Origin of the sequence: Streptomyces durocortorensis (assembly GCF_016901035.1) — a bacterium.
Classification (GTDB): domain Bacteria; phylum Actinomycetota; class Actinomycetes; order Streptomycetales; family Streptomycetaceae; genus Streptomyces; species Streptomyces durocortorensis.
The window spans coordinates 26868-40402 of the sequence record NZ_JAFEUF010000023.1; the positions used below are offsets into that span (position 1 = coordinate 26868).

General features: G+C 70.5%; 9 protein-coding genes. 3 read left to right on the plus strand and 6 right to left on the minus strand.

All coding sequences use genetic code 11. The annotated features are described in order from the left end of the window. Positions 1–92: 92 nt before the first annotated feature. From JS521_RS07565 to JS521_RS07580, 4 genes are all read right to left on the minus strand, one after another. Positions 93–1325, minus strand: coding sequence for a glycoside hydrolase family 1 protein (locus JS521_RS07565; RefSeq protein WP_205081948.1), 1233 nt, complete (start codon positions 1323–1325; stop codon positions 93–95). Positions 1326–1425: 100 nt separating this feature from the next. Further along, positions 1426–2301, minus strand: a complete 876-nt coding sequence (locus JS521_RS07570) for a carbohydrate ABC transporter permease (RefSeq protein WP_205081949.1) — start codon at positions 2299–2301, stop codon at positions 1426–1428. Next, a complete protein-coding gene (locus JS521_RS07575) occupies positions 2298–3290 on the minus strand; it encodes a carbohydrate ABC transporter permease (RefSeq protein ID WP_205081950.1) in 993 nt (330 codons plus the stop codon). The genes JS521_RS07570 and JS521_RS07575 overlap by 4 nt, the downstream gene beginning before the upstream one ends. Positions 3291–3292: 2 nt before the next feature. Then, positions 3293–4537: a sugar ABC transporter substrate-binding protein gene (locus JS521_RS07580; RefSeq protein ID WP_205081951.1), complete on the minus strand. Its 1245-nt coding sequence runs from the start codon at positions 4535–4537 to the stop codon at positions 3293–3295. A 277-nt stretch (positions 4538–4814) separates the two neighbouring features. Between JS521_RS07580 and JS521_RS07585 the strand changes: the two genes are divergently transcribed. Further along, positions 4815–5828, plus strand: coding sequence for an acetylxylan esterase (locus tag JS521_RS07585; RefSeq protein WP_205081952.1), 1014 nt, complete (start codon positions 4815–4817; stop codon positions 5826–5828). Positions 5829–5906: 78 nt separating this feature from the next. On the opposite strand, the gene JS521_RS07590 is transcribed toward JS521_RS07585, so the two are convergent. Both JS521_RS07590 and JS521_RS07595 read right to left on the minus strand, forming a co-directional pair. Beyond that, positions 5907–7091, minus strand: a complete 1185-nt coding sequence (locus JS521_RS07590) for a PP2C family protein-serine/threonine phosphatase (RefSeq protein WP_205081953.1) — start codon at positions 7089–7091, stop codon at positions 5907–5909. A 105-nt stretch (positions 7092–7196) separates the two neighbouring features. Further along, entirely contained in the window at positions 7197–8267 is a 1071-nt protein-coding gene (locus JS521_RS07595; protein ID WP_205081954.1) for a LacI family DNA-binding transcriptional regulator, read from the minus strand. A 398-nt stretch (positions 8268–8665) separates the two neighbouring features. Here JS521_RS07595 and JS521_RS07600 point away from each other — a divergent pair, with 398 nt between their 5' ends. Then, complete coding sequence (locus JS521_RS07600) at positions 8666–11131, plus strand: ABC transporter family substrate-binding protein (RefSeq protein ID WP_205081955.1); 2466 nt, start codon at positions 8666–8668, stop codon at positions 11129–11131. A 395-nt stretch (positions 11132–11526) separates the two neighbouring features. Beyond that, complete coding sequence (typA, locus tag JS521_RS07605) at positions 11527–13401, plus strand: translational GTPase TypA (RefSeq protein WP_205081956.1); 1875 nt, start codon at positions 11527–11529, stop codon at positions 13399–13401. Positions 13402–13535 lie beyond the last annotated feature (134 nt).

The following is a 13535-nucleotide window of genomic DNA, read 5'->3' on the forward strand; positions in this document are numbered from 1 at the left end:
GGAGCCGGCGGTCGTCAGGTTCCGCCGGCTCCCGGGCCGGAGGGAGCCGTCAGGTGGCTCCCCGTATCGGGGCGCGGGGACGGGCGGGAGAATCAGGCTGCGGTGCGCGGGAGTTCGCGGGCGCGGCCCAGCGAGCCCAGCCACTTCGCCGAGTCGCGCGGGGTGCGCTCGAAGGTCTCCCAGTCGATCGCGATCAGGCCGAAGGTGGCCTTGTACGTGCCCCACTCGTAGTTGTCGAGCGCGCTCCACGCCAGGTAGCCACGGATGTCGAGGCCGTCCGCGAGCGCCGAGGCGACCTCGTTCAGCGCGCCCGCGTAGTAGTCGATCCGGCGGCTGTCGTCGGCCGTCGCGATGCCGTTCTCCGTGACGATCAGCGGGACCTCCCCGACCACCTCGGCGGTGTGGCGCAGCGCCTCGCCGACCGCGCCCGGGTAGTACTCCCACGTCGTCAGCGTCCGCTCGACGTCGTCGGCCGCCGGGATCGGTCCGTCCGGGCCGATCCGCGTACGGGTGTAGGACTGCACGCCGATCCAGTCGTCGCCGCGTGCCGCCTCGATGAAGACGTCCTCGCGCGGGTGGCGGTAGGCGGCGGTGACGTCCTCCGCGCCGGGGAGTGCCTGGTAGACCTGGTTGGCGATGGTCCAGCCGACCTGGATGCCCGCGTCCAGGGCCCGGACCTCCTTCACCGCCGCGTGGTGCGCGGCGATGACGGCCTCGGTCGTCTCGTCGTCGGGGGTGGGCAGGCCGGCGGGCGGGAAGCTGTTGTCGCCGCGCTTGGCCTGGCCCGCCATCACGGCGATCATGTTCGGCTCGTTGATCGTGCAGACGTGGGAGACGCCCTCGGAGATCACCGGCGCGCAGGCCGCCACGTACCGGGCGAACAGCTCCACCGCCCCCTCGGCCGTCCAGCCGCCGCGCGCCTCGAACCACTGCGGGACCGTGAAGTGGTGCAGGGTCACCATCGGACGCAGGCCGCGCTCGATCGCACCCTCCACCATCCTTCGGTAGTGGGCCAGTTGGGCGCGCGAGAAGCGGCCCTCGACCGGCTCGATGCGGGCCCACTCGATGGAGAACCGGTAGTCGGTGAAACCGAGGGAGGCCAACAGGTCCATGTCCTCGGGCCAGCGGTGGTAGCTGTCGCAGGCGTCCAGGCTGGGCTCCGCGATGTGGGTGCCGGCGGCGTGCTCCTTGACCCACCAGTCGCAGTCGGTGTTGTTGCCCTCGATCTGGTGGGCGGCCGTGGACGCGCCCCAGAGGAAGCCCTCGGGGAACGGGACGGAGGCCGCCGTCGTCGTCGGCTGGTTCGGGGCAGGGGTGTTCGTCATCGCGACATGTCTTTCTGGTGGTGGTGTGGGGTGTGACCGCGCCACTTCGTTACGGGGTGGGGCCGCGGCCTCTGTTACGTGAAGTTCCTCGGCGGACGGGTTACTTCATGCCCGCCGTGGCGATGCCCTGTGTGAAGTGCCGTTGCAGCGCGATGAAGACGACCAGCACCGGCAGCACGATCAGGAAGGCCCCGGCCATCAGCATCCCGTTGGAGCCGCCCGCCTTGTTGGGGTCGGTGGCGAAGGTCGCCAGGGCGACCGGGAGCGTGTACTTCTCGGGGTCGTTGGTCGCGATCAGCGGCCAGACGAAGTTGTTCCAGGAGCCCAGGAACGTGAAGATCGACAGCGTCGCGAGCGCGGGCTTCACCAGCGGCATCACGATCCGCCAGAAGATGTACCACTCGCTCGCACCGTCCATCCGGGCCGCCTCCAGCAGCTCGTCCGGGATCGACTGCATGAACTGGCGCATCAGGAAGACCCCGAAGGCCCCGGCGGCGAACGGCAGCACCAGACCCGCGTAACTGTCGATCAGTTGCAGCTTGCTCATCAGCACGAACAGCGGCAGCAGCATCAGGTTGCCGGGCACCATCAGCGCACCGAGCACCAGGCCGAAGACCTTGTTGCGGCCGACGAAGTTCAGCTTCGCCAGGGCGTAGCCGAGCATCGAGCAGAACACCAGGTTCGAGACGGTCACCAGGACCGCCACGATCACCGAGTTCATGAAGTACAGCGGCAGGTCCAGCTTGTCGAGCAGCTGCCGGAAGTTGGTCAGCGTCCACTCGGTGGGGATCCACACCGGCGGGCTGGCCGACAGCTCGCTCTGGGTCTTGAAGGCGGAGATCCCCATCCAGAGGAAGGGCGCCGACATGACCAGCAGGCCGAGCGAGAGCAGGACGTAGGTCAGGGGGCGGGTGACGCTCCGGCCCTTCGTGGGCCGCTTCCCCGGCCGGGCAGGCGCGCTGCTGGTGGCGCTCATTTCGTGTTGTCCTTCAGCAGTCGGAGCTGGAGCACCGTGATGCCCATGATCACCACGAACAGGACGTACGCCATCGCGCTCGCGTAGCCCATGTGGAAGAAGTTGAACCCTTCGCGGTACATGTTCAGCGAGACCGTGAGGGTCGAGTCGGACGGGCCGCCCTGGGTCATCACGAACGGCTCCTCGAAGACGTTGAGGTAGCCGATCGTCGTGATCACCGTGGCGTACAGCACCGTCGGGCGCAGCAGTGGGATGGTGACGGACCGGAACTCCTGCCAGACGCTCGCACCGTCGAGCTTCGCCGCCTCCCGCACCTCGGTGGGGATCGCCTGGAGGCCCGCGATGAACAGCACCATCACCGTGCCGACGTTCCGCCAGACGGCCATGACGATCAGCGACGGCATCGCCAGCGCCTCCGAGCCGAGGAAGTCCGGTGCCGTCCAGCCCACTTCGGAGAAGAGGCCGGCGATCAGCCCGTCGCTCGGATCGAGCACGAACCGCCAGACCACGGCCACCGCGACGATGGTCGTGACCACCGGGGCGTAGAAGCCGACCCGGAAGAAGGTCCGCGCCCGGTCGATCCCGTTGTTCAGCAGGACCGCGACGACCAGCCCGATCCCGATCGTCAGCGGCACGCCGACGACCACGAAGTACCCCGTGTTGAAGAGGGACTTGAGGAACTTCTCGTCGCCGAACAGCTCGACGTAGTTCTCGAATCCGATGAACTCCGCCTCCCAGGGGCGCGTCACATTGCGCAGCCCGAAGTCGGTGAAGCTCATCGCCAGCGTGGCGAGGATCGGGAACGCCATGAAGACGGCGAACAGGACGAGGAACGGGGTGGAGAACAGCCAGCCCGCCGCGTTCTGCATGCCCAGCGTCCGCTTGCGGCGGCCGCCGCCCGGGGCGAGGGAGGGGGATGCGCCCGCCCCCGCCTTCGCGGGCCCCGCGGCCTTCTCGGTCGTGGTGGTCGAGGTGGTCGATGTGCCCATGGCTACTGCTTCACGAGGCCTTCGATCTCGGACTGCGCGGTCTTCAGCGCGTCCTCGGCGGAAGCCTTGCCCTGCGTCACCTTGGCGATGGCCTGGTCCACCTTGTCGGTGATCTCGGTCCAGTTGGCCAGGGACGGCGAGGACTTGGCGGTGTCCATCTGCTTCTTGAAGGTCTGCAGGTCGGCGTCGTCGGCGAGGACGCCGGACTCCCACGCGGAGGTGTTGGCGGGCAGGTCCTTCGTCCGCTCGTACCAGTCGGACTGGCCCTTCGTGTCGGTCAGGTACTGGATGAACTCGGTTGCCGCCGCCTTGTGTTCGCTGTCCTTGGAGACGACGAGCGAGGAGCCGCCGGCCATGGAGGTGGAGGAGGCGTCCGCGGGGACGGGGGCGATGGCCCACTTGCCCTTGATCTGCGGCTGGCCCTCGTTGAGCAGTGTCACGTGCCAGGGGCCGCCGAAGAACATGGGGACGCGGCCGTTGCCGAAGTCCTTCACCACGTCGTAGCCGGGCTGCACGGACTTGTTGGCGAGGCCCTTGTCGAAGTAACTGCCGTACTCCTTGAGCGCCTTGACGGCCGCCGGGCTGTCGATGACCGCCTCGCCCTTGTCGTCGACGATCTCGCCGCCCGCCGAGTAGAGGAAGGAGTAAAAGTTCTGCACGGTGTCCAGGCCGCTGGGCTGGATGGACAGGCCCCACTTCGTCCCGGCCTTCTTCTGGTACGCGCCCGCCAGGTCCTGGAGTTCCTTCCAGTTCGCCGGGGCCTTGCTCACGCCCGCCTTCTCGGCGAGGTCCGTGCGGTAGTAGAGGACGCGGGTGTCGACGTACCACGGCACGCCGTACGCGGTGCCCTCCACCTCGCCCTGCTCCCAGCCCGCCGGGAAGAAGTCCTTCTTCTCGAAGAGCTTGGTGTCCACCGGCTCCAGCACACCCAGCTCGGCGAACTCGCCCATATAACTGCCGCCCATCTGCGCCACGTCGGGCAGCGTGCCCGCCGCCGCGGCCGAGACGAGCTTCTGGTGGGCGACGTCCCAGCCGATCGGGGTCACCTTCACCGTAATGTTCGGGTTGGCCTTCTCGTAGACCTCGGCCACGTCCGCGAGCTTCTCGCCCTCGGCCCCCATGGCCCACACGGTGAGCGTCTGCTTCGCGTCGGCCGCGACGTCGCCGCCGGAGGAGCCGCAGGCGGAGAGGGTCACGGCGAGCGCGAGCGCTAGGCCGGCGGGAGCTGTTCTGGCGATGCGGGACATGGGAGGGCTCCTCCTTGAGCATTCCGGATGCTGCGCTCTGCGCTATGTATGCGCTGCCTGTAAGCGCATACATCACTCTGCGCCAGACGTTCGGGAATCCGCAAGAGGGTGCTGGGTCACACTCGTGCAACGTGCTCGGCATCCCGGTGACATGCCGTTGTGTCGAGGCTTGTCGTTGAACCGTAAACGCGCTGTTTGTGGAACAACAGGCGATGTGACCGATTCGTCTTGCCGGGGGCCGGCGTCCCGCCGATGAGCCGGCGTCTACCCTCGCGGCATGGCCTCATCCGTCGCGCTCTCCCACGGCTTCCCGTTCGACCCGGCCTACGGGTACGACGCGCCGGAGGCCCTCCTCGCCGTCCCCGCCCCGCCCGCCCCCGACGACTTCGACGCGTTCTGGCGGGGCCGGTACGCGCGGGCCCACGCGGTCGGCACCCGCCCGGTCCTCGGGCCGGTCGAGGAGGAGCGCGACGGCGTACGGATCCACGGGGTCACCTTCACGTCCGTGGGCGGCGTCCGGCTCGGCGGCTGGCTCGCCCTGCCCGCCGAGGGCCCTGTGCGGTACGGATTCGTCGTCGGGCACGGGTACGGGGGCCGTCAGCGGCCCGGCCGGGACCTTCCGGCTCCGCTGCCCGGGGCCGCCGCGATCCTGCCGTGCGTACGGGGCATGGGGGAGCGGAGCCGGATGCCGGGCATCCCGGACGTGGCCGACACGCACGTCCTGCACGGCATCGGCTCCCGCGAGACGTACGTCATCGGCGACTGCGCGGCCGACCTGTGGTGCGCCGCCTCCGCCCTGACGGAACTGGTGCCCGAGCTGGCCCGGGCCGGTCTCCCTGGCGGGCCCCGCCTCGGATACCTCGGCGAGAGCTTCGGCGGCGGGCTCGGGGCCCTCGCGCTGCCCTGGGACGACCGCTTCGGCGCGGCCCAGCTCACGGTCCCCACCTTCGGCAACCACCCGCTGCGGCTGACCCTGCCCTGCGCGGGCAGCGGCGAGGCGGTCCGGGCGCACCACCGCGAAGACCCCGAGGTCACCGGCGTACTCCGCTACTTCGACGCGGCGACGGCGGCCGGCCGGCTGACGCTGCCCACGCTGGTCGCGGCCGCGCTGTTCGACCCCTCCGTGCCGCCGCCGGGGCAGTTCGCCGTACACAACGCGCTGGCCGGGGAGCGCGAGCTCCAGGTGCTGACGGCGGGGCACTTCGCGTACCGGGGGATGGTGTCCGAGGCGGCGGAGCTGGACGCGCGGCGGACGCGGTTCTTCGGGGAGCGGCTGGCCCCGGCGGTCTGATGGCCCTGCGGCCTGAAGGCCCCGGCGGTCTGAGGGGCCCGGCAGTCTGATGGCCCCGGCTGCGTCTCGGGCCCGGGCTCAGGCGTCCGGTCGGCGGGGCCCGTACCAGTCCAGGCACAGGACCGTGGCGTCGTCCTTGGGCGGGCGGCCGCTGTACGCGTCGGCGACCGCGGTGACGAGCATGCGCACGACCTCACGCGGGTGCTCGGCGGCGGTTTGGAGCAGTATTCCGGGCAGGTCGACCGAGGCCGACTCCCGTTCCTGCACGCCGTCGGTGTACAGCAGGAGCCGGTCGCCGGGGCGCAGGTCCAGCTCCTGGACCGCGTACGGCCCCTGGGGCGGAAAGCCGAAGGGCATGTCGACCCGCGGGGCGATGACCTCGACCGAGCCGTCGCGCAGCCGGAGCGGCTCGGGGTGACCGGCGTTGACGAACTGGGCGCGGCTCCCGTCCAGGGCGATGCGGAGCAACTGGCCGGTGGCGAAGGTGCTCTTCCCGTGGTCGAGGAGGGCCTGGTGCATCTGGCGGGCCTGTTCGGCCAGTTCCGCGCCGGCGCGACGGGCGCCGCGTGAGGCGTTCACCACGAGGGTGGCGATCAGCGAGGCCTTGACGTCGTGGCCCATGGCGTCGGTGACCGACAGATGGAGGTCGCTGTTGTCGAGGCTGTAGTCGTAGGTGTCCCCGGCGATGTCGGCTGCCGGGACCAGAGCCCCGGCGAGGGCGAACTCCGCCGCGTCGCAGGAGGCCGCGGACGGGAGCAGCTGACGCTGGATCTCCGCCGCCAGGCTGACCGGCGTGGAGCGGTTGCCCCAGTGGTAGAGGTCGGTGAAGCGGCGGTCGGTGACGATGATGTACGCCAGCGCGAGTGCGGCGTCCTCGATCTGTGCCAGTACTTCTTCGGTGACGGCGTCGAGGAACAGTTCCAGCACGCCGATGGTGTCACCGCGGTTGGTCACCGGGGCGAGGATGCGCTGACCCCGCCCGTTCTGGTCCTCCTGCACCACCTTTTGAGAACGCAGCACCTTGTCGTAGATGCCGCTGCCCTCCAGCGGAACCCTCTCGGTCCGGTCCTCGCCACGGGAGGCGCCGGTCATGTCGTTGACCCGCAGCAGGCGGCTGCCGACCAGGTCCACGAAGAGGAACGACACGTACCGCGCGCCGAACCTGGTGCGCAGATCGCGCGCCACGACATCGACCGAATTCACCGGTGCGGCTTCCCGCGCAGCCGTCAGCACTGGGGTCAGTCCCGTTCTGTCGCTCACCACAGCCTCCTCAGGTAGGCAGTGCTTATGCCCTGCCAGCCCCGAGTCAGCGCCCTGTGTGAAAAACACGGCTTATATGTGCGTACAAAAGCACCCAGAGCGCCCGGGTCAGCCGCAGCCGCAGCTCGCCCTTCGTGTCACCGAGACCGGCAGCTCCAGCGAGACCGGAGCCCGGCCCGGGTCGGCCAGGCGCTGCACCAGCAGCTCCACCGCCTGCTCGCCCAGTTGCCGGATCGGCTGCCGGACGGTCGTCAGAGGCGGGCGGACCAGGCGGCTCAGCGGGATCCCGTCGAACCCGGTCACCGCGATGTCCTCGGGCACCCGCACCCCGCGCCGCTCCAGCGCCTGGAGCGCCCCGACCGCCATCTGGTCGTTCGCGAACAGCATCGCCTCCGGCCGCGCCACCCCCGTACCCTCCGACCTGTCCAGCAGGGCGTCCGCCGCCAGCGCGCCCTCGGCCTGCGTCATCATGCCGGCGCGCACCTCCGGCCGGGAGGGCACCGGAAGGCCCGCCTCCCGGCACGCCTCCTGGAAGCCCTGGAACCGGGCCTGGGCGTCCGGCGACTCCTCCTCGGCGCCGACGAACGCCAGCCGGCGCAGCCCGTGGCCCTCGATCAGATGGCGGGTCAGTTCGCGCTCGCCCTCGGTGTTGGCCACCACGATGTGGTCCAGGTGGTCGATCTCGCGGGGCCCGGCGAGCATCACCACGGGCAGCCGGCGCGATATCACCTCCAGGTCCGCGGTCGGCACGGTCCGGGCCAGCACGGCGAAGCCGTCGACCCGCCCCGCGACCTTCGCCACCAGGCTCTCCGGCCCGCCGTCCAGCGAGGCGGCGATCAGCAGGGCGTAGCCGTGCCGCCGGGCCGCCCGTTCCATGCCCCGGATGATCTGGTCGGAGTAGAGCATCACGGCCTGGTCGTCGTCCGCGTCGCTCGCCGCCGCCACGGACTCGGCGTCCGGGTCCGCGTAATCGGGGAAGCACAGGCCGAGCACGCCCGTCGTCCGGCTGGCCAGGCCCCGGGCGCTGCCGCTCGGCACGTATCCCAGCTCGCGGGCCGCCTCCATGACCTTCTCGCGGGTCTGGGCGCGTACGGAATCGGGGTTCCGGTAGACCCGGGAGACCGTGGCAATGGAGACGCCCGACCGCTCGGCGACGTCGTACACCGTGGGGGCGCTCACTCGACCCACCGTCCGTCCGCTTCTTCTTCCGCAGCTCCGCGTCCGGCGGCGCGGGTGCTGGTACCGGGCCGGCGGTCTGCGCGCCGGGCGATGCGATCACGAGGCTCGTGAAAGCGCATTCACCCTAGATCCTGGGCCGCACGAGGAGCAAGGTCGTCCGATCCGGCGTGCCGGGACTCACGTACGGGACGCGCCGCCGGGGCCCGGCGAACGGCGAAACGTTCCTCCGGGCGGGTGAGCTTGCGGCCCCCGCCCGCCGTGTCGGCGCCTCCTCGCGCGAGGAGGCGTTTTCAGTGGGCGGAAGGAATCAGTGTGATCAACTGCAAATGCCACCACATACGCACTATCCGGTCCATTCCGGTACGGGGTGGTCCGGGCCGGCCCCGGAGGTATCAGCCATGTCCCACGTCGGCGTCCCGCGCGGGACGGTTCGAAAGCGCCGATCGCTCGCGCTCCTCACGACGGGGGTGCTCACGATCCCCGTGCTGGCCGGGTGCAGCTCCGGCAGCGAGGAGACCTCCCGGGGCGTGCCCCAGGACATCGCGCCCGCCGCCCGCGAGGCGGTCGCCGACGGTTCGACGGTGACCTGGGCGGTCGACGCGCTGCCCGCCACCTTCAACGCCTTCCAGGCGGACGCGGACAGCGCCACCACCCGGATCACCGGAGCCCTGCTCCCGACGCTCTTCCCGATGGACAGGTCCGGGCAGCCGAAGCTCAACCCGGACTACCTGGAGTCCGCGAAGGTCATCGAGCGCGAGCCCAAGCAGGTGGTGCTCTACAAGCTCAACCAGCAGGCGGTGTGGAGCGACGGGCGGGAGATCGGGGCCCCCGACTTCGTTGCCCAGTGGCGGGCGCTGCGGGGCAAGGACTCCGCGTTCTGGACCGCCCGCAACTCCGGTTACGAGCGGATCGAGAAGATCGAGCGCGGCGCGGACGACCTCCAGGTGCGGGTCACGTTCGCCAAGCCGTACGCCGACTGGCGCTCGCTGTTCTCGCCGCTCTACCCGAAGGAGATCACCGGCTCGCCGGACGCCTTCAACGACGGCGCGCGCACCGCCCTGAAGAACACCGCCGGGCCCTTCGTCCTGAAGAGCATGAGCAAGTCCAAGGGCACCGTCACGCTGGCCCGCAACCCGCGCTGGTGGGGGGACAAGGCCAAGCTGGACACCCTCGTCTTCCGGGCGGTCGCCGTGAAGGACCGTACCCAGGCCCTCGCCGACGGCACGGTGGACGTCGCCGACATCGACGCGGGCACCGCCGACCGCATCACGCTCGCCCGCCGCGACCGGGGCAGCAACGGCCAGCCCCTCGCCCACGGTCCGGGCTCCGAGACCACGCCCGCCCAGGCGCTGCGCTCCTGGGCCCAGGCGCACGGCTCCGACGAGGAGGCGGCGGAGATCGCGCAGGCCGCCCGGGAGAAGAACCGCAAGGCCGTCGTCGCGTACGCCACGGAACAGAAGGCCCTGCGCGACTTCGCCGTCCGCAAGTCCCTGGAGCCCGCCTACACCCAGCTCGCGCTCAACGGCGAGTCCGGCCCGCTCGCCGACGACCGGGTCCGCCGGGCGGTGGCCCGCGCGCTGGACCGCCAGGAACTGGCCCAGACCGTGCTCGGGCCGCTGGGCCTTCCGGCGAAGCCGCTCGGCAGCCACCTCACCCTCGCCGGTCAGCCCGGCTACAAGGACGGCAGCGGGGCGCTCGGCGAGCAGAACACCAAGGAGGCCCAGGCCCTGCTGGCCGACGCCGGCTGGACCCGGGGCGGCGCGGCCGAGCCGCCGAAGGACACCAAGGCGGGCAGCGAGGCGGAGAAGAAGGGCGACGGCGGCAAGGACGACGCCGACGCGGAGAAGAAGACCGACGGGGACACGGAGAAGACCGCCGGGGACAGGGAGAAGGAGGAGGACCAGGAGGCCGAGGACAAGGACGCCACGAGCGAGAAGGCGGAGGGCGAGGACGAGAAGGCCGAGGACCCCGCCGCCGAGCGCAAGAAGGCCGACCAGGCCTCCGCCGACCGTGACTCCGAGGACAGCGCGGCCTCCCGCGACGAGGGCCTCTACATCGTCGGCGAGGACAACAAGCCCGGCGCCCCCGCTCCCGCCACCGTGGGCAGCGCCTCCGCCGTCCACGTCCCGGCCCCCGCGAAGGCCGCCTCCGCCCAGGGCACCGCCCTGCTCCGCCAGGCCGGCGCCCTCGGTGAGGACGGCGCCGTCGCCGCCACGGACAAGCAGCCCGGGGGAGCCGCCGGAGCGTACGCCCCCGTCGGCACCGCCGCCCCGGCGCCCGCGGCGGCCAAGGGACAGCTCGGCAAGGACGGCAAGACGCTGACCCTGCGCTTCGTGCTCCCCTCCGGACCCGGCTCCCAGTCGCTGCGCAGCGTCGGCGACAAGATCGCCGTGATGCTGGAGAAGATCGGCATCGGCACGGAGATCACCAAGGTCCCGGACGAGAGCTACTTCAAGGACCACGTCGCCTCCGGCGCGTACGACCTGGCGCTCTACTCCTGGCCCGCCACCGCCTACCCGGCCACCGACGGACGCCCGATCTACGCCAAGCCGGAGCCCGCCACCGACGGGTCGCTCCTCGTGGAGCAGAACTACACCCGGGTCGGCACCGACCACATCGACCAGCTCTTCGACAAGGCCGCCGGCGAGCTGGACGAGAAGGCCGCCCGGGAGCTGATGAAGCAGGCGGACGCCCGGATCTGGGCCGCCGCCGGATCGATTCCGCTCTTCCAGCGCCCGCAGCTCGTCGCGGTCGACAAGAAGCTCTCGAACGTCGGGGCGTTCGGTTTCGCGGCCCCCCGGTACCAGGACATCGGGTTCAAGAACCGGCAAGCAGCCGGTTCCCCCGCAGACCGCAAGAAGTAGCGGGCAAATACCACACCCTCCCGCCGCCAAGCTCAGATGCACCTCAAAACCCTTGCCCGCCGGTTCGCCCGGCGGGCAGTGTGGTTTCTGCCCTGACCCGGGCCGTTCGTCGCTTCACCTCTCCTCACCCCCCACAGCTCCACCGGCTCCACCGCGGTCCCACCGCAGCTTTGCCCGCATTCCGGCCACTCGATGGCCCGGCAGCTCCTTGACACCGGCTGAATATCGCCTGAATCACACGGGAAGACCGCCTCTGCCGATCGGCCCGGGAAGCCCGGCGGGCCCGAGGCCCGTACGATGGGACGAGCCGTGGCGTGCCGCCCGGCGGGCGTACGAGGACTCGAAGACCGACTGAGACGCCTGATCCCACGATCCGAGAGAAGCGCAAGCCACCCATGCCCACGCGCCACGACATCCGTAACGTAGCCATCGTCGCCCACGTCGACCACGGCAAGACCACGCTGGTCGACGCCATGCTCAAGCAGGCCGGCTCCTTCGCCGCGCACGCTGCCGAGTCGCTCGACGACCGCATGATGGACTCGAACGACCTGGAGCGTGAGAAGGGCATCACGATCCTCGCCAAGAACACGGCGGTGAAGTATCACCCCAAGGACGGCGGGGATCCGATCACGATCAACATCATCGACACCCCCGGTCACGCCGACTTCGGTGGCGAGGTCGAGCGTGGTCTGTCGATGGTGGACGCCGTCGTGCTGCTCGTCGACGCCTCCGAGGGCCCGCTGCCCCAGACCCGCTTCGTGCTGCGCAAGGCGCTGGCCGCGCGGATGCCGGTCATCCTCTGCATCAACAAGACGGACCGCCCCGACTCCCGGATCGCCGAGGTCGTCGACGAGACGTACGACCTGTTCCTGGACCTGGACGCGGACGAGGACCAGATCGAGTTCCCGATCGTCTACGCCTGCGCCCGTGACGGCGTCGCCTCGCTGACCAAGCCCGAGGACGGCACCGTTCCGCAGGACAGCGAGAATCTGGAGCCGTTCTTCAACACGATCCTGTCGCACGTCCCGGCCCCCGAGTTCGACGAGGCCGCGCCGCTCCAGGCCCACGTCACCAACCTGGACGCCGACAACTTCCTCGGCCGTATCGCGCTCTGCCGCGTCGAGCAGGGCGAGCTGCGCAAGGGCCAGACCGTCGCCTGGATCAAGCGTGACGGCACCATGTCCAACGTCCGCATCACCGAGCTGATGATGACCGAGGCGCTCACCCGCAAGCCGGCCGAGGTGGCGGGCCCGGGCGACATCTGCGCCGTCGCCGGATTCCCGGACATCATGATCGGCGAGACCCTGGCCGACCCCGAGAACCCGATCGCGCTCCCGCTGATCACGGTCGACGAGCCGGCCATCTCGATGACCATCGGCACCAACACCTCGCCGCTCGTCGGCAAGGGCGGCAAGGGCCACAAGGTCACCGCCCGTCAGGTGAAGGACCGCCTGGACCGCGAGCTGATCGGTAACGTCTCGCTCCGCGTCCTGGACACCGAGCGCCCCGACGCCTGGGAGGTCCAGGGCCGTGGTGAGCTCGCGCTCGCCATCCTGGTCGAGCAGATGCGCCGCGAGGGCTTCGAGCTGACCGTCGGCAAGCCCGAGGTCGTCACCAAGCAGATCGACGGCAAGACCCACGAGCCGATCGAGCGCATGACGATCGACTCGCCGGAGGAGCACCTCGGCGCCATCACGCAGCTCATGGCGACCCGCAAGGGCCGTATGGAGACCATGACGAACCACGGCTCCGGCTGGGTCCGCATGGAGTGGATCGTGCCGTCCCGCGGCCTCATCGGCTTCCGTACGGAGTTCCTGACGCAGACCCGCGGCACCGGTATCGCGCACTCGATCTTCGAGGGCCACGAGCCGTGGTTCGGCGACCTGCGCACCCGTCACAACGGCTCGCTGGTGGCGGACCGTTCGGGCTCCGTCACGCCGTTCGCGATGGTCAACCTCCAGGAGCGCGGTGTCATCTTCACCGAGGCCGGCACCGAGGTCTACGAGGGCATGATCGTCGGCGAGAACTCCCGCGCCGACGACATGGACGTGAACATCACCAAGGAGAAGAAGCTCACCAACATGCGTGCGGCCTCCGCGGACACCACGGAGAACGTGGTCCCGGCCCGCAAGCTGTCGCTGGAGCAGTCCCTGGAGTTCTGCCGCGAGGACGAGTGCATCGAGGTGACCCCGGAGACCGTGCGGATCCGCAAGGTCGTCCTGGACGCCAAGCAGCGCGGCCGCACGGCCTCGCGCGCCAAGCACGGCTGACACGCCGAGCACGGCTGACAGCGGCCCCACCAGGCCCTTGAGGACCGCCCCCCCCCCCCCGGGGGGGTAACGGCGGGCCCGGGTTTTTTAGAGGGATACGGAACCGGCGGCCCCCCCCCCCGCGCCCCCGGAAG